General features: G+C 50.7%; 5 protein-coding genes. All 5 read right to left on the bottom strand.

Annotated features, from left to right (window positions below; genetic code table 11):
* Positions 1 to 12 precede the first annotated feature (12 nt).
* From PRUB_RS17360 to PRUB_RS17340, 5 genes are read right to left on the bottom strand one after another with little or no spacing between them, the layout of a single operon-like run.
* Positions 13 to 1,638, bottom strand: a complete 1,626-nt coding sequence (locus PRUB_RS17360) for a cyclic peptide export ABC transporter (protein WP_198452371.1) — start codon at positions 1,636 to 1,638, stop codon at positions 13 to 15.
* Between the two features lie 49 nt (positions 1,639 to 1,687).
* Positions 1,688 to 2,701: a TauD/TfdA family dioxygenase gene (locus PRUB_RS17355; RefSeq protein WP_010384890.1), complete on the bottom strand. Its 1,014-nt coding sequence runs from the start codon at positions 2,699 to 2,701 to the stop codon at positions 1,688 to 1,690.
* 20 nt (positions 2,702 to 2,721) lie between these two features.
* Positions 2,722 to 10,011, bottom strand: coding sequence for a non-ribosomal peptide synthetase (locus tag PRUB_RS17350; protein ID WP_010384889.1), 7,290 nt, complete (start codon positions 10,009 to 10,011; stop codon positions 2,722 to 2,724).
* Positions 10,008 to 13,385 carry a non-ribosomal peptide synthetase gene (locus tag PRUB_RS17345; protein ID WP_010384888.1) on the bottom strand — a complete coding sequence of 1,126 codons (3,378 nt, stop codon included), beginning with the start codon at positions 13,383 to 13,385 and terminating at the stop codon, positions 10,008 to 10,010. Before PRUB_RS17345 ends, PRUB_RS17350 begins: the two co-directional genes overlap by 4 nt.
* Positions 13,386 to 13,387: 2 nt before the next feature.
* The gene (locus PRUB_RS17340) at positions 13,388 to 19,159 is read right to left on the bottom strand and encodes a non-ribosomal peptide synthetase (protein ID WP_010384886.1); all 5,772 of its coding nucleotides are present in this window, start codon (positions 19,157 to 19,159) and stop codon (positions 13,388 to 13,390) included.

The raw sequence follows: 19,159 nt of genomic DNA, 5'->3' as shown, positions 1-19,159 counted from the left end.
TGCTCCTGTTATTTATGCTGCTTGCCCATGGCATTTTTTTTCTGTTAACTCTTGTGCTTGTCCCTGATCAAACTTGATATGGCGATCTGCAAGGTGGAAGTACTTATCATCATGCGTAACGGCAATGACCGTTTTACCTTGCGATTTCAGCCAGGGTAATAGCTCCTGATAAAATAAAGCTCTGAAGTGAGGGTCCTGATCGGCTGCCCACTCATCTAAAACATAGATATCCTTGTCTTCCAAAATCGACGCTATCAGTGCCAGACGCTTTCGTTGCCCCTGGGAAAACTGTGTCGCAGAAAACCCTTCTTTGTCGACGTTTAGCTTGTGATCCAGCTGGAACTGCGCCAGCAAAGTACGGGCTTTTTCTTCATTCGCAGGCGATCCATTTGCATCCAACAGCTCACGATACAAATAGAAATCAGGCAGGACCATGGTTATTTTTGCACGATACTCATCAAGCTGTGCCGCGCTGACCGGCATATCATCAACCTGGATCACACCTTTAGACGGGGTGTATAGCCCCAATAACAGATGTAAGAAGGTCGACTTACCACTGCCATTTCCGCCTGTAATAAAGATGATTTCACCACGATTGAACGTCAGGTTTAACTTAGGCAAAGAAAATGCGGTATCTTCCCCTTGAGATTCATAAGCAAAAGACACATCTTTAAACGCAATCTCATGCCAGTCTTCGCTCAGTGGCTGGTGAGGTTGCTCAGCACAGTTCTCCTGCTCACTGCCTAACTGCAAAGACTCAATTTTTTGTAATGATACTCTCGCTCTGGCAATGTTTTGCCACAGATTCATCACATACCCAAACGGCGCAGAGATGTATGTCACAATCAGGATATAACTCATCACTAGCTCAGTGCGCTGTAAATAATGGCTGACTGCCACTATGGTGCCCAAGGTAATAAAGATCACCACCTGACTAATATTGCGGTTGATATCCCAGGCAAACCCGTACTCGCGCTCACTGCTACGTAGTTCAGTCATTACCGGCTTCAGACGTTTTTCGAAAAAGTACTGGCGTCTGTCCTTATTAACCGTAAGCTGTTTTGCACCATCCAGTATACCTTTGTAGCCTTCAAATACGTGGTCCTGATGTTCTCGCATTTGATTCGCTGCACGTGTGATCTTAGCCATCACGACTTTGGTGATCAGAAATGACACGAAAGCAGCCAACACCAATATGCCAAACATCACTTCAGATAACACAAACAAATAACCAAAACAGGCCAGCAATAAAAAGCTGTTGTAAATGAACGCTGGCATTTCGGCCAGGGCCCCTGAGATGGCATTCACGTCGTTAGTCAGGACATTGTAAAGCCTGGCTCTGCCTGCCTTTTCCAGTTTGTCGTAATCGGTGCCCAGGATCCGGCTGACCAGATTCTGACGTACACTGTTGATCGTCCCCGCACTGTACTGAGACAAGAAATAGCTCGTTGTCATCGACGCCATCAGTAAAAAAGCAACTAAAACGGCAAAAACCACCACTTCAAGCGGCTGAAACCCCGTTTCACCACTTTCCCCAATCATATGAAACAAAGCTATCGATGTTGCTGCTGTGAACAAGCTAGCGAGCCCCGATAAAAACATGATTTTTTTGAATTTTTTAATATAGTAAAGCAACATAATAAACCTGCTATTTTTGGGGCTCGCATGACCGAGCCTCATGACTCACTTATAGTTCCACTGGCTCACCCATTGAAACTACTACCCGACGCTCACCTTTAAATGGGTCACGACCATGCGAAACCAGCATGTTGTCCATCAGTAACACGTCACCTTTTTCCCACAGGAAAGTCACCGTAGCCTTCTTGTAAGCTTCATTAATGTGTTCAATGACGTCATCAGGAATAACAGAACCATCGCCATACATGGTGTTGTACGTGAGCGCTTCTTCGCCAAACTGAGAAACCAGTTCTTTTCTGATCACCGGGCACAGGCTTGACGGATGCCAGAAAGCTGCGTGGTTGAACCAGACTTTCTCGCCAGTATGAATGTGCTCACGAATTGCCGGGCGAACCTGGCGCGTACGGATCTGGTCTGCACTGATAATCTCCAGTTCAACATCCGCCTGCTGACAGTAAGCCTTTACTTCTTCTATATCATCGGTATTGAATGCTTTTTGCCAGGTTGGGCCCAGGCCATTGCCATAGTTACGAACCAGCATCCAGCCATGTGCTTCAAATTTAGCTTTGATGTCCGCATCAATAAAGTCATGCACCTTTCTGACATCAGCAATCGGTGTCGCACCGCGCTCTTCAGCTGGGATCATGCAGCTAAATGCGATTTTCATCGGCCACTGCTTGATGTACGACAGCTCATTGTGCTGGGCGATGCTTAGCTCATTCGGGAACTCAGTCGATGTGTACGCCCCTTTGCCCAGGTTGGTACGCGGTGTAGCACCTTCCATATATTTCGCCAATGTCGGGATGAACTCATTGGCGACTTCACGGAAGTCGTCTTCATTTTGTACGTTAAAACCACGCAACAAAATGGCACCATATTGCTTAAGCTGTTGATCAATTTGTGCAGCATTATCGGCAACCCACTGCGCAGCATTGTGTGCGCCTGAGGTGTCTTCAATGACCAAAGGAAAATCAGGACCTTCCGGTAAAAACCCTTCTTTCAGTGCCGATGTTGCTGTTTGACCATTGTACTGCTCGTTGAAAATAACTGTATCTTTTAACATGGTAATTTCCTTAATTGTTTTTAATTTAAATACTTATTAATCAGTGTTTTAAGTTCATTTCTGCGGATAATGTCATGATGATCCGTATCCGCAATGGGGTGAAATTCGCAATGTGCCAAACGCGTTTCCCAGCCATCAGAGGCAGAAAAATCATTGGCATAAATGAGTCGTGCATGACCTCCTGACGGTGCACAACTATGAGCCGCAAACAGCGCCTGGTTATGGCTCAAAATCTGCCACTGGACTTGCAGGTCTGCGAGCGAGAAGTCTTCAGACACAACCTGTTGTGCGACACATAACTGATGTAACAGTGCCAAACGTTGCTCACTGCTTAGTGGCTCGACATCAGCCATGGCAATGCCTTCCAGTGACACGCCTAATTCCGCAGCGAAAGTACCCAGCCGCGCCAACTCATGATGTTCGAGGTTTTGTAGTTCCGGGACATAGGCATCAATCATCGTCAGGCTTAGCACCTGCTCCTCGGCCAGGCTTTGCATGGCATGACCGATCACGCCTCCCATTGACCAGCCAACCAGGTGATAAGCGCGCTGCCCCAGACCTTGCTGAAGCACAGACCAATAGTGCCCGGCCAGGGCCGCGATGGACTCGCCCTGCTCAGTGATGGACTGCAAGCCGTAAATCGGGGCCTCAGTGTGCAACTGCGCCACTAACTCGGCATAACACGTCAGCTGACCGCCCACTGGGTGAATAAATACAATGGGAGACAGCTGGCTATCGCCTTCGCGCAAGCACACCAGCTCCATCTTGTCACCGCACTGACCACCTGAGGCATCCACCAGGGCGGCTAATGCTGCCAGGGTTTGCTGCTGGAACACATCCAGCGCGCTGATGTGTACACTGAAGGCCTTTTTCATTGCCCGCACCAGCGCGACCGCTTGCAGTGAGTTACCACCCACAGTGAAAAAGCTCGAGTCTTTATAAAACGCCTTATCTTCCGGTAGTCTCAATACCGCGCGCCAGACAGATGCCAGCTTAAACTCTGTGGCTGTGCTCAGCCGCTCACCCGAACAGGATGACTCAACCTGAGGCAGTGCCTTGATATCGAGCTTGCCATTTCGTGTGACAGGCCAGTCTGAGACAGCAATCACGTGCTGTGGCACCATATAACCAGGCAATTTAGCGCGCAGTGCCACGCTCAATTCAGCATAATTAAACTGCTCAGAGCGGGGCTGAACATACGCCACCAATGCCGGGGTGTGATTTTGCCCTTCAACAATCATCACATGCGCGCGCATCACCTCTGCTATCGTCAGCAGTTGCTGCTCAATCTCGGCCAGTTCAATGCGATAGCCATTGAGCTTCACCTGGTTGTCAGTTCGACCAAGGTAATGCAACAAACCATCCGCATAACGCACCATATCGCCGGTTTTGTATAGCTGGTGATGACCAGGCTGAACATCGCTAAACGGAGAGTCGATAAAGCACTGAGCAGTCAGTTCAGGCTTACCCAGGTAGCCCTTCGAGACACCATCACCACTGATATACAGCTCACCACTCATGCCCTCAGCAACGGGCCGCAAATAAGCATCCAGTACATACACACGGTTGTAAGGCAATGGCAGTCCCAGGTGCGGACAGGCGCCTGTGATGGGGGCAACTGTCGCATTGACTGTGCACTCAGTGGGTCCGTACACATTCAAAGCACTGCGTGCAAACGCTTGTTGCCAGGCGACTAAACGTTGCCACAAAGACTCAGAAATGGCTTCGCCACCAATGATCAGATCGGGGAGCTGTGCACCCAGACCCTCATCCAGCCACATTTCAACCAGGCTCGGTGTACAATCCAGCACCGAAACAGAGGTTTCACCGAGGTATTGTGCAAACTGCTGGGGTTGCAGTTTCAGCGCCTCTGGGATGGGCGTCAGTGTCATACCAGCAATCAATTGCAGCAAACCCTGCAGTGACGCATCAAACACATAGTTTGCGTTCCATCCCCAGTTCTTGTTGTCCTGACAAATGGGCCACTGCTGCATCTGTGCCATCAATGCCAGCGCATTGTGATGAGACACCATGACCCCTTTTGGTTGCCCGGTAGTCCCTGACGTGTAAATCACATAGGCAAGGTCTTGCGCAGACGCCTTGTCCAGTACCACTTCGTGCTTAACCGTCGCGTCTTGCAGCGTGGCAAGGCTGACCACCGGACAGGCCAGATCTCCGTGGCGAGCCTGATAATCCGGCTGCGTGATCAATAAGCATGCGTTTGCATCCGCCAATACATAATCGGCACGTGATTGCGGCGCATTGGGGTCCAGTGGCAGATAAGCTGCGCCGCTACGTAAGATGGCAAGTAAAGCAACCACCATGTCATCACTTTTGTCCATTTGGACCGCAACAACCTGACCCCGACCCACGCCATAGTGACTCACCAATGCCTGAGCACACTGTGTCACACGCTGTGCCAGCGCATCGAAAGTCCATGTCTCGTCCCGCCAGACTAGGGCAACCTCTTTAGCGCGTTGCGCTACGGTATGTAGCCAACATTCTGCCAGGCTGGCTGCATCGACTGAATATACTGGGGCCTCGGACTGCAAACGTTCAAGCAGCGCCGTCACTTGCGTCTCACTGCATACAGTGAGCGAAGGTAAAGGCAGCGATAGGATGTCTTGTTGCTCCACGCACTGTAACAATACCTGCTCCACTTGCTGCGCAACCCGCTCGATGGTGTCAGCCTTGAACAAACTGGTGTCATATACCCAGTGCATCGTCAGCTGTGTTGGGGACAAGTCAAAATGAATGTCGAGATCAAATTTGGTCGTGACTGCGCTGCCAGATACTGCCTGGAATGCAACACCATTGAGCGAATCACTCGCAGACGCCTGACCCAGCCTAAAGTTCTCCTCACTGTCGGTCGTCAGCATGATCTGAAACACAGGAGAGAGTGCAGCGGAGCGCGTCACCTTGAGCGCATCCACCACGGTATCGAATGGCACCAGGTTATGCGACTGCGCAGCAACATTGATTTCTCGAATGTGCGCAAGATACTCGCCCAGCGTGGCGAAATCTGTCCGCGCGGTCAGGGCCACGGTGTTAACAAATAACCCCACTAAGCTGGCCAACTGCTGATCATGTCTGCCCGCTACGGGCGTACCGATCACACACTGGGTATCAAGACCATGCTGAGTCACCACCAGCGCCAATGCCGCATGTGCCAGCATAAACGGCGTCAGATTATGTTCACCGATAAACAGCGTGAGCGCCTGGGCCTGGGCCTGAGGTAGCCTGCGAGATACCACGGCACCACCTTGCTGCTTGGTCTGCGGTCGTGGGAAATCCAGGGCGATACCATGCTGTGCAGGTGCATCCTGTAGTTGCGCACACCAGTAGTCTAACGAAGTCTGACAGGCAGCGCTGGACAAGTAGCGCTGCTGCCAAACGGCATAGTCTGTATAAGCCAGCGGATTGTCCGGTAATGCCACCGACTGATCTGCTAATTCACTCTGGTAGAAAGTAACAAACTCGGTGAAAAACACGTTCATTGACCAGCCATCTGTGGCGATATGGTGCAAGCTCAATAGCAGAGTGCCCGTCTCGTGCTGTCCACCCTCAATGTAGGCCGCTCGCAGCAATGGCGCTTTTTTCAGGTCAAAGGCGGCATTAATTTGCGCCGTAGCCTGAGCCAGTACGTCTGTATACTGCTGTGGTGTGGTGCGATAATGTGCCAGCTTAAACTCTGTAAGCGGCTGCACCACTTGTACTTCACCCGCTTCAGTTTCATGGTAAGTGGTTCTCAGTATCGCATGTCGGTCTAACATCAACAGCAATGCCCGCTGCGCCGCTTCAACGTCAAACTCGCCCTGCACCTCAAACTGGTAATTCAGATTGTATTGCGTGCTCGAGCCCCCAAGCTGGTCAATAAACCACATTCTGCGCTGAGCCGCTGACAGGGGATAACCGTGCTGCGACAGCGGGGCTTTTGTCACACTCAACTCGCTGACAGTATGCTGATACTGTGCAACCAACTCTGTGAATTCAGCCAGAACAGGCGTTTCGAATAGGCACTGTACAGGCACCTCAGAATGCAAGGTTTGGTGAATTTTGTGTACTAGGTTCATTGCCAGTAATGAATGTCCACCCAACTCGAAGAAATTGCTCTGCATCCCTACCTGTTGTGACTCAAGTTGCAACCCTGCGGCCCAAATCTCTGCTACAGATCTTGCCAATGCTGTTGTTGGTGGAATCAATTGCGCTGTGTCTGTACTCTGCTGACGGACCAGCCGGGCACGATCTATCTTGCCGTTAGCAGTGAATGGCATGGTGTCCAGCTGAACAATCTGCGCCGGTATCATATGCAACGGCAGGCTTGGCTTTAAGGCCTGTTTTAATGTCTCGACACTCTGCGCCTGATGACAGGTCACATAAGCTATCAGACATTTTTGCCCACCCTCGTTTTCAACCTGAACAACCGCTTCTTTGATTTCTGGCAGGCACATCAGCGCATGCTCGATTTCCCCTATCTCAATTCTGAACCCGCGGATCTTGACCTGGCTATCGGCTCTGCCGACAAAACACACATTGCCATGCTCATCCCATTTAACCAGATCACCGGTGCGATAAAGCCGCTCATTGGTTATCGACTTCGCCTCTATAAATCGCTGCGCCGTCATATCTGGTTTGTTCAGATAACCCCGCGCGAGTCCTGTTCCACTGAGATAAAGCTCTCCGACGACCCCAATGGCACAACGCTTTAGCTCGGCATCCAGAATGTAGCAGCCCGTCCCCGAAATAGCCTGACCAATTGGATAAGCACCTTCGTCGATGGCATTGATCTCGTAAAAAGTACTGAATGTGGTGTTTTCAGTCGGTCCATAAATGTTGTACAAATGCGCGGGCTTACCATGAGACAGCGCCTGATCAATACTGTGCTTGTCGAGCTTGTCACCGCCAACCATGACAGTAGAGAGTGAACCGAAAGCATCAGGCCTGATGGCGACAATCTGGTTAAACAAGGCAACCGTAACAAAGGCAACGCTGATCTCCAGTCGGCGCACTGCTTCGGCAAACCGGTTGGCATCCAACAAGCACGCTTTGTCCAGCCCGTATAAAGTGGCTCCATTTGCCAGGGCACCCCAAATCTCAAAGGTCGCCGCATCAAATGCCGTGTTAGAAATGAACAGGATATTGTCAACCGGGCTCAGTGACACATAGTTCGGTGCGATCACCAGGCGTTCGATACCTGCATGTTCAACCATCACCCCTTTTGGTTGACCTGTTGAGCCTGAGGTATAGATGACGTACGCCAGGTCCTGAGCCGTGGTATCCACATTCAGGTTATCGCGCTGCTGCGCCTGGATAGCGTCGGCAACTTTCTCTGCATCAATGGCCACGACATCAGACACATAGGCTTCAAACAAGGAGGCCAGGGCCGTGTTGGTCAGAACACATGTAAGTCCCGTGTCCTCAACCATATACTGCAATCGGGCAGCCGGGTAACCCGGATCCAACGGCACATACACGGCACCGGCCTTAACAATGGCCAGCATGGCGATCACCAGCTCAGCTGAGCGTTCAAATGCCACACCGATGTAATCCCCAGGCACGACGCCCTGGGCTTGTAAGTATGCAGCCAACTGGTTAGCACGGGTATTCAGTTCATCATAATTGACGCGGGTGTCAGCCACACAAATCGCCTGTCTGGTTGGCGCTTTTGCAGCCCAACGCTCTACGTACCTGTGTATAGGCAACTGCCGGGATTGATATTCTACTTTGTGTTCCCAGGTTTTAAGCTGCGCCACTTCCTGTTCATCACTGAGCACCAATTCGCCTACAGGCCGATCCGGGTTGTCAGCAATTTGCAGACAAATGGCCTGTAGCTGCCGTGTCATTCTCGTTATTGTTTCGGCTTTGAACAGATTGGTGTCGAACGAAAAGCTAACTCGAATACCATCCAGGGTTTCAACCAGGTTAATTTGAATATCGTATTTTGCACTCAGTTCCGCCGCGTCAAATGATTCCAAAGACACGTCTCCGGCCATCGGTATGTCGGCTTCGTCGGTCACATCCAGATTATTTTGTACCAACGCAATCTGAAACAGTGGATGATAACTGTTGCTACGTTCAGGTTGTAATGCCTCCACCAGGTACTCGAACGGAATGTCCTGATGTTCCAGCGCCGCTTCGTTTACCTGCTTGGCGCTGCCTAACAGCGCTGCAAATGACTGCTGAGCATCCGTGTGCAGACGCAAAACCAGGTTGTTAATAAAGCAGCCAAACGTTCTTTCTAGTTCTTTTTGTTTTCGCCCTGCAACAGGTGTACCGACGACCACGTCATCGCTGCCAGCATAGCGGCTAAGCAGCACAGAGACCGCCGCATGAAATAACACAAACAATGAGGTGTTCTGACTCACCGCCAGTGCCTTTAATTGGTCGCTCAGCGCACCAGGGAGCTGCACTGCGCAAAAGTCACTTTTCCCGCCCGTCGATGCCGGCCTGGGGAAATCCAGCCCGATATCATGGACTGTTGGTAAATCCTGTAACTGCGTCAACCAGTAGGATTTTGATGCCGCTATCTGATCGCCGTTCAGTAATTCATACTGCCAGTTTGCATAGTCTGCATACTGCACAGGCACCGCTGGCAGATCTGGCGTCTGACCGGTAAATAGCGCGTTATAAAAGTGCTTAAAGTCGTCAAGCAATAGCGCCATTGACCAGCCATCAGCAGCAATATGATGGACATTGAAAAATAAGGTGCCATGCTCGGCTGACTGCCTGATAAAGCCACCACGAAACATCAAATCTCGCTGCAGATCGAAAGGTTTTTGGGCATCTTTATGTACATATTCCAGAGCCAATGCTTCACTTTGCTCTGCGCTCAGATGGCTATAATCTTCAATCACAAAGTCAACATCACCCGCTTCACGGATAACCTGGACTAATTGCTCGCCTTCATAACGCACCACTGTGCGCAACACTTCATGACGAGCAATGATCATCTGGATAGCCTGACGAGCGAGTTGCTCGTCAAACTGTCCCTCTACACGCACGCTGTTTGGCATGTTGTACACAGCAGCAGAATCTGACAGCTGCTGTGACAACCAAATGCGTCGTTGTGCAGAAGAAACGGGCAGTTGCCCATTTCTGTCTACTGGCGCGATATGATAACGCTGCCGTTCACTTTCTAGCGCAGCAAACTGCTGTATATGGGCAATCAGAGCCGGTTTATTCTCCTTTAGCATCGCTATGAGTTCAGGGATCAGGTTACTTTTTTCGCCAGTGATATTCAGGTTCTGGCCGTCCGTAGACAGCCCGATACCTAAAGAAGAGCACTGTTCTATGATGTGCTCTACACTCATATCACCATCCTTTCAGCGTCATCGCTCACTGCTGCACCAGACATAACCAGCTTCTGCTTCTCATACATTTCACACTGCTCTGCCAGGGCTTCAATGCTTGGGTTTTCCATCAATACCTTCAGCGGGATCTCGATGCTAAGCTGCTCCCGACAAGCACTCGCAACACGAATACCCAGTAGTGAGTGGCCACCAATAGAGAAGAAGTTGTCATCCATGCTGATCTGCTCTTTACCCAGCAGCTCCTGCCAGATAACCTGCAAACGCGCTTCCATCTCCGTTCTGGGGGCAATGTAGTCATCTACCACTTCTTCCAGTTCAACGCTTAACAACGCTTTACGGTCTTGTTTACCATTTTTAGTCAGTGGCATTTCATCCATTTCGATAATGACAGCCGCCACCATATAAGCAGGTAGTTTGGTTTCCATCAGCTGTGTCAGGCGGTTCTGATCCACATCCGCACCCACAACGAAGGCCACCAGCTGCTCATCTTTCACTAGAACCGCAGCGTCTGTTACGCCAGCATCTTCCAGCAACACGGATTCAATCTCGCTTAGCTCAATACGGTAGCCACGTAGCTTGACCTGGAAATCACTACGACCAAGGTATTCGACTGTGCCATCTGCCAGCCAGCGACCCAAATCTCCGGTTTTGTAGATGCGACCAAATTCAGCCGACTCAATAAAGCGCTCTTGGGTCAGTGCGTCGTTATTGAAGTAACCACGGGCAACCCCCTCACCGCCGATGTAAATTTCACCTTTCGCGCCCGGCGCCAATGGCGTCAAAGTATCGTTAAGAATGAAGGTCTGACAGTTAGGCAATGGGTTACCAATGTTGGGCACTGAGTCTGCTTTAATGTCAGAGAAGGTCGCGTTAACAGTACATTCTGTCGGGCCATATACGTTCAGTGCAAAGCGCTGATGTGCTTCACTATGCGCCGCCACTTTTTGCCATAACTCAGTGCTGATTGCTTCACCACCAATCAACAGATTTGGCAGCGCCAGGCCTTTCTCGTCCGCTTCACGCAGCACCAGGTCTACCAGTGCCGGAGTGGTATCCAACACATCGATCTTGTTCTCGGTTAGGTAGCTCAACAACTGGCTGGGGTCTTTACGCAGTTCGTCTTTCAGCAAGTTCAGCTCCACACCGAATGCCAGCTGAGTCAGTGCCTGAACTGAAGCATCAAAGATCATTGGGGCATTCCAGGCCCAGCGATACTGACCAGACACACCACGCTCAGCCAGTAGCAATTGCATACTGTTTGCGAGGTTAACCAGATTGCCATGCTGTACCGCAACCCCTTTAGGCTTGCCTGTTGAGCCCGACGTGTAAAGGATATACGCCAGTTGCTCGGCTTCGAGCTCGATGGCATCAGCGTTCACTTCCCCGTCGCCCGCTATTTGAGTGTGGTCAATCGCAACGGTCTGACAATCGATATCAGCGAACTTATCTGTGTACTGAGGCTGTGCCACAACAATGTTGAGTCCGGTATCTGCGCTAATGTACTCAATACGATCTTTTGGTGCACCGGCGTCTAACGGCACATAGGCGCCGCCTGCATGCATGATGGCCAGCTGAGCGACCAGTTGTTCAATGCTACGGTCAACACAAATACCGACCGGCGATTCTTTTGCCACGCCCGCAGCCGTCAACTGCTGTGAAAACGCACTGACCTTAGCCGCCAGCTCGCCGTAGCTGATTGCGTCATCTTCAACACGCAGTGCAATCGCACTCGGGTTAGACTGTGCAAACTCAAATACTGATTTGATCAGGCTCTGGGTATTTTCAAAAGAGTGTTCGTGATTGGTCTTCCAGGGCTGTACAGCGCCTTCTTTCACACCGGAAATCTTCGAAACTTTTTCTTCGCCATGGGTAATGGCATTTTCCAGTAATGCTTCGAATGATTCGGCGAAGCTCTCAATGGTATTGGTATCAAATAAGTCTGTTTTGTACTGCCAGACAAAGACCAGCTGACCTTCTTCCACCATGGCACTCAGCGAAATATCGAAGTTCACCACGTCAATGCCCGCTAAGATCTCTTCCGGGTTAGACATTTCCAAACCTGGTAACTGGAAAGTGCCGCTCTCATGGTTTTGTAGTACAAACCACAACTGGAACATCGGCTGATGGCTGCTGCTACGCTCTGGGTTCAGATCTTCTACTAATGCGTCAAACGGCAAGTGCTGGTGTTCAAAGGCTTCAAGTAGCGTCGTTTTGTTGCTGCGGATCAACTCGTTGAAGCTTGGGTCGCCAGACAAATCTGTACGCAGAACCAGGTTATTAAGGAAAAAGCCAATCAAAGGTTCAACGTTCTGGTGTACACGTCCTGCAACAGGTGTTCCCATTACCACATCTTCTTCCGCACTCCACTGACCAACCAGCAGTGCATAAATCGTCTGCAGTGCCATAAACTGAGTGACCCCTTGTTCGCGGCAGTAGGCATCCAGCTTATCTGTCAGTGTTTGCGTCAACTCGCGACGAATAGAGTTCCCCAGGAACCCCTGCTGTGCCGGACGAGCACGGTCCAGTGGTAAACTGTGCGTGGCAGGTAAGTCCTGAAGCTGATCGCGCCAGTAACCAATTTCGCTCTCCAGCACGTCACCTTGTAACCACTCGCGCTGCCAGTGCGCATAATCTTTGTATTGTACTTCCAGCTCTGCCAGCGGATTAGGTTTACCCTGACTGTAAGCCGTGTAAATTTCTAAGAATTCTTTAACCAGGACGCCAATAGACCAGCCATCAGAAGCGATATGGTGCATATTGAACAAAACATAATGCTCTGAATCAGAGGCCTTAATTAACTGCACGCGCAGCATAGTATCGTTTTGCAGGTCGAACGGCTTAAGTGCATCCTGTTCGGCAAGCGTACGAATTTCATCATACAAATCATTACCTTGAAGGTGAGTAAAGTCGATGATGCTCACGGCACTGTCAACCTCTTCACGGATCACTTGCTCACATTTATCGTTGGTTTCTTTGTACACGGTACGCAGGATTTCATGACGTGCAACAACCGCATCAATGGTTGCGATGAACGCTTCCTGGTTAAGGACACCATCCAGTTTAAATGCTGCCGACATGTTGTATTGTGCCGTACCTTGTTCAATGCGGTCGATGATCCATAAACGCTGCTGAGCAAATGACAATGGAATTGGACCATCGATCGTCGCTGGCTTAAGTTTCTGTTTTTCAACTGCCTCTTTCTGTGCTGAGAATTGGTTGATGAACTCAATCAGCTGTGCTTTGTTCTCCCGCAAAATGGCAATCATCTCATTGCTCAGTCCGCCTTTAGGCGCGTCGATTTGCAAGTTGCCGTTCTCAACAGAGAGGCGAACTCCTTGCTCAAGACATTGATTTATTATTGTTTGTGTGTTCATTGTTATTTCCTTAATGTTTGCGCTGAAGTAGTAGCTGTGATGGTTGTACCGGCTACACTTTGATTTATAAAAATGGTTGAAATCAGTTCTGCCAGCTGGCTGACAGAGGGACCACTGGCGAGTGCTGACACACTCAGTCCCGTTTTAAAATGTTGCTCACAAGATGAACATAAACCCTTTACCTGTAATGGATTACCCCCTAATTCATAAAAACCAGTATCAACATTGACTTGGTCTTTTTTCAGCACAGCCGCATAGATGTCGTGTAACACCTCCATAATGCGACCACGCAACTGGGCACCCCATGTTTGGGTCAGGCCCACGCTGGTGGCTTGCTGTGCCTTAGTCGATGTCTGGTTGAGTTTGACCAAGCGGAATTCCTCAAACAGTGTGTTTACTGCTATCACCTTTGCGTCGGATGTCGCTTGATATTGGGCTAAAATTTCAGTCAAACGCGCGTTTACCTCAGTGCCATTGATGAGGAGATCTGTCCTGTGACTAAACGTCAGTCCGGTTTGACTGTGCATAAGATTTAAATACCCTGGCGTGAGCTCAATGAGATTGACTCGCTGTGACGTCAGGTATTCATTCAGTTGTGTAATTGAATAACGCGTTTTCGTATCGACGACGTGTAGCTCAAACCCAAGGCTCATCAAACACAGCCCCATCAAAGAGCAATCGAACGATACCGACGCGTTCCAGATAAATTTGTTCACCCAGCCCTGTTGCGGCCCAAGTTCTGCGGCCAGCTTGTCGGACAGCAGCAGTAAGTCTTGCTGGGTCAGCACCACTTCGTTATCCGATGCCGGGTTAAGGATACAAACGGGTTGCGTATGTAATCGGGTTTCAGGCTCACAGACGCCTGCTGGCGCTTTAAAAGCCAGTGCCTCATTGGTGTCTAATACCCGTACTGAGGTATCCGCCAAAAAGGAGCCCAAATGACGCTGTGTAATCGCAAAATCAAGATTGAAGCGCGCGATCACCTCATCCGTTGTTTGCATATCACTGTCCGGGTCCAGTCCCACAAAAGTAATACCACTGAACAGGCAGGCCATTTGTGTGACGAGCAGTGCTAAGCCGTGATCCAGACACACACCGACTGCCTGTCCGGGCTTGACCCCTTGCGTATTCAGATACGCTCTCATTCGTCTGACTTTGGCGAATATCGCCTGCTGCGCGAGTACCTGTCCCTCATCAACCACGACGGTTGCCTGTGGGAAAGCAGCACCATTGGCTGCGACTCGCGCGGCAAACACGCCCTGCTCCACTGCGGGCAAATCGATGTCTGGTTTGGCGTTACGCATCGGCGGATGAGCAGTGTCAGATTCGTTCAGCAGCCATTGTAAAATGCCTTTAAAGCGCACTGCGTACTGAGCAATCGTATCGGCCTTGAACAGCTCCGGACGATACTCCCAATCCAAGGTCAGGCTAGTGTCCTGCTCATAGACCGACAAAGATAAATCAAACTTCACACTCGGACTGTGGGGCTCCACTAAATCAACCTGCAAACTGTCGAGCTTCAATGGGTTAAACTGTTGACTGTGATATACAAACCAAAGTTGAAAGATCGGGTTGTAGCTTGAATTCCGCTCCGGGTTCAGGCGCTCTACCAGCAGCTCAAATGGCACATCCTGGTTGTCAAATGCGGACATCACGGCCTGCTTGGAGTCTGTCAGCAACGCATCCAGTGGACGATTCAGATCAATCTGATTGCGCAGTACCAGGGAGTTGGTGAAACACCCTATCAGCCCCTCAATATCGGGGTGGTTTCTGCCCGCTACGGGTGTGCCTATCAGGATGTCTGTTTCGCCGCTTTGCTCCGCAACCAACAAGGCATACACCAGTTGCAAGACCATAAAGGGCGTCATATCTTTGCGCTGACAGAAAGTCTGCAATTGTGAGCGTAACTGGCTGTCAATATTCAGTTTATAGCTGCGACCTTCAAATGAGGGCTGGACGGGACGCGGAAAGTCCAGGGGCAGACTGTGTACCTGAGGGTGCTCCGCAAGGAATGACAACCAGTGATCCAGCTGCCCATCCAGTAATCCATCCTGAATATTCTGGTGCTGCCAGTGCGCATAGTCCTTGTACTGAATATCCAGTGTCGGCAGCTCAGCGGCTTCGTTTCTCAACACCCCACGATACAGTGCTTCCAGCTCTTCAGTCAGAATGTTAATTGACCAGCCATCTGCCGCGATATGGTGCAAGGTCAGCAACAGGAAATGGTGTTCCGGCGCAGTTTTAATGATCTTGGCACGTATTTTCAGGCCCACATCGAGCTGAAATGGCATGTTGGCTTCGGCTTCCACAAAATGCTCAACACAGGACATGACATCTTGCTTGCCCGATACATCAATGACCGGCACATCAAAGCTGTAGTCCTCCAGCACGTACTGTTTGGCCGTTACCGCATCATCAATCAGAACCGTGCGTAAAACCTCATGGCGTTTGACCAATTGCGCCAGCGCGGTTTGTAGCGCAGAGACCTGCAAAGCACCTGTGATAGAGAACACGCCAGGCATATTATATTGCGCAGTACCGTAGCTGAGCTTATCAATCAGCCACATAGACAGCTGAGAACGCGAAAGCGGATGGCCACTTTCAAGGCCCGACTTAACCAGTGGTCGTACGCTACGGTGCTGTGACTGCTGCGTACGCATCACCTCAATTTTGTCTGCCAGCTGACGAATGGTCGGCTGCTCAAAAATACTGGCCAGTGGCAAATCGACCTGCATGCTCTGGCGTATCTGGCCAAACATCTTCATTGCCAGCAGCGAGTGGCCGCCGAGTTCAAAGAAGTTGTGAGTGACACTGAGCGCGTCACGCTCAAATAACGCCTGCCAGATGGTGCACAGCTGTGCTTCAGTGTCCGTTTCCGCGGCGACAAACTCCACTTCGCGATGACTGGGTTCTGGCAATGCCTTACGGTCCACTTTACCGCTGGAAGTCAGTGGAAATGCATCCATTTCCGTGTAAAAGTGCGGCAACATAAAGTTCGGTAATTCCGTCGCCAGCTCAGTGCGGGCAGCCTCAACGTCGAAACCGATACCGGGTTCCATGATGACATACGCAGCCAGCTTCACATCACTGCCTCGCTCACCCACCGTGGTCACCACAGCCAGTTTAACGCCATTCAGTTGTGCCAGTTTCTCTTCTATTTCGCCCAGTTCAATCCGGTAACCACGGATCTTGACCTGATGGTCTATGCGTCCCAGGTATTCGATTTCTCCCGCACCATTAAGGGTCACCAAATCGCCCGTCCGATACAGGCGTTCGCTCACCACCGCTGGCAGATGTACAAATTGCGCCTCGGTGACATCGGGTCTGCCGATATACTCCAGTGCCAGCCCGTCGCCTGCGATACAGAGCTCGCCACTGACGCCAACAGGGGCAAGTTGATCTCGACTATCCACGACAAAATGGCGATAGTTTGGCAACGAGCGAGCCAGACGACAGCTGGGTGTGCCATCCACATCACGACGTACTTCATCAACCAGCGAATACACGGTCGCTTCAGTCGGCCCGTAAGCATTTATGACTCGCTGAGAGCGGCTCAGCATCTGATCCGCCAGCGCAGGATAGAGTGGCTCTCCGACCGTCACTAAGGTTGCGCTCTGATTGCCCTGCCAGCCCGCTTCTACCAGTGCTTGCCACATTGTGGGGGTGCACTGGAATAGGGTGTAATCACGCGCGTCGGCGTATGGCGCCAGCTTAAGGGCATCTTTCCCTATCTGATGGCTGACCAGGGTTATTTTGCCGCCCACAGCCAGAGGGCCATAGATTTCCAGCGTCGAAATATCAAATCCAATCGTCGTCGTGGCAAGACAGTGACAAGATTGGTCCAATCCCAAACGTCGGGCAGTGCCACAGATCAAATTGTCCAGGCTGTGCTGGGCGATCAAGGTGCCTTTGGGACGCCCGGTCGACCCGGAGGTATACAAAATATACGCCTCCAGCGTCTCACGCTCTGCCTGCACGGCTAACGCCCGCTCAGCAGGGGCGCCCGCGCCTGAGAGTAGCTTATCAATGAGCAAGGTGCGCTGTGCGTCTATTGGCACTTGCGTGGCAAGCCGGGAGTCCGTCACCAGCATCACTGCCTGACTGTCCGTAAACATAAAGGTCAGACGCTCCAGCGGGTAAGCCGGATCAAGGGGGACATAAGTCACACCCAAAGACAGGCACGCCAGTAATGTGGCAACCATATCTTCATTACGATCCAGACACAGTCCTAGTCTGTCACCACGCTTGATACCGTGAGACTGGAACACCTCAACGACCTGGGCAGCTCTGTTACTTAGCGCTCGATAGGTCAGTGTTGACTCACCAACTGCCAATGCGACATGGTCAGGGTGCTGTGCTACCTGTTGATTGAAACGCTGTACAATACTCGTTACGTCGTTCGACTCGGTGCTGCTGTTGAGCGTTTGATATACCCGGTAATCTTGTTCATTAAAGAAGTTAAAGTCGGCGATCCGCTGTTGCGGGTTATGACGCATGCCGTCCATGATGATGAACAGACGCTCGAACAAGCGAGCAACATCTGATTCATCAAAGAAAGCACGGTTAGCCTCAACCTGTAAAATGACGTCCTGATGATCACCATACTCACACAAGTTAAACAGCAGTGGCGTGGTCTCAGTTCCTGGTGGAATAAACTCAGACTCCGCATTGATGCGTCCATCCGCATACTTATAATCCAACTTCTGGTAGTTGAACTGCACATCAAACAGGCGTTCAAGATCAGGCTTAAGCTGACGCGCATGCTCAACGATCTTCCCAACCGGATATTTCTTAAATTTGGACACATCCCGCATCTGTGTGCGGATCTCGGCGGCCAAATCAACCATGCTCCACTGCTGATCGATGTCAAAGCGCATTGGCAGCACAGACACAATGCCACCGATGGCTCGCGCCGTCACCTTATCGCGGTTGTGAAATGGCAATGCCATTACAATGTCGGAGGTCTGATACTGCAGGTTCAGATAGCAGGCAATTGCAGACATAAACAGGTGGTGCACACGCACGCCCATGCTCTTTGCCAGCGCACAAAGCCCGGCATAATCAGACTGTGCAATCGCATGCTGACTCAAAAAGCTGTCATGCTTGTGCGGGTTATTCAGCTGCTTGGGCACAAACATTCTGTCAGGAAGCTGGCGACTGAACTTTTGCTGCCAGTATTGCGTGGTTTGTTCACTGGTATCGAGTTGTTCATTCATGTACTCAATAACCTGGTCATACTGGGTAAGCGGGATCGATAATGCCTCTCCATTGCCCTGTGCAATGGCCAGGTAATACCTGAATAAGGTGTCGAACCAGTTACTGTAGCCAAAGCCGTCAGTGATCAGGTGATGTGCGACTGGCACATACCAATATTCTTCATCCGCCAGCTTCAGCAAAAATGCACGATATAAACCGGGCTCTGATAAATCAAATGGCGTCAGTAACTGCTGATTGACAAAGCGTTTCGCCTGCTCCGTCGCCTGAGTGAGGGTACTGAAATCGAGAAATTCAAATTTACACGCCACCTCTGCACGACACTGCTTGGGCTCGCCCGCTACTTCGCTGAAGTAAAGATGAAAGACATCGTTTTCTGCCACCAGCTGCGCCATCGCCTGCCGGAATGATGATTCACAAATCGCCTCTGTGATTCTGATCACCCCACCGATGTTGTAGTTTGGAGAGCTTGGATATCGCTTTTGGTCCAGATAAATATCGAGTTGTGCAGATGTCAGCATCATACCCTTATCCTCTGTGAGTTTATTATTGTTGTTCAT

Source organism: Pseudoalteromonas rubra (genome assembly GCF_000238295.3).
GTDB classification, from domain to species: Bacteria; Pseudomonadota; Gammaproteobacteria; order Enterobacterales; family Alteromonadaceae; genus Pseudoalteromonas; species Pseudoalteromonas rubra.
This window is presented reverse-complemented; position numbering and strand designations above follow the sequence as displayed.

Excerpts from the sequence above, each read along its gene's own strand:
- PRUB_RS17360 (WP_198452371.1), bottom strand. The coding sequence starts at position 1,638 with ATGTTGCTTTACTATATTAAAAAATTCAAAAAAATCATGTTTTTATCG.
- PRUB_RS17355 (WP_010384890.1), bottom strand. The coding sequence starts at position 2,701 with ATGTTAAAAGATACAGTTATTTTCAACGAGCAGTACAATGGTCAAACA.
- PRUB_RS17350 (WP_010384889.1), bottom strand. The coding sequence starts at position 10,011 with ATGAGTGTAGAGCACATCATAGAACAGTGCTCTTCTTTAGGTATCGGG.
- PRUB_RS17345 (WP_010384888.1), bottom strand. The coding sequence starts at position 13,385 with ATGAACACACAAACAATAATAAATCAATGTCTTGAGCAAGGAGTTCGC.
- PRUB_RS17340 (WP_010384886.1), bottom strand. The coding sequence starts at position 19,159 with ATGAACAACAATAATAAACTCACAGAGGATAAGGGTATGATGCTGACA.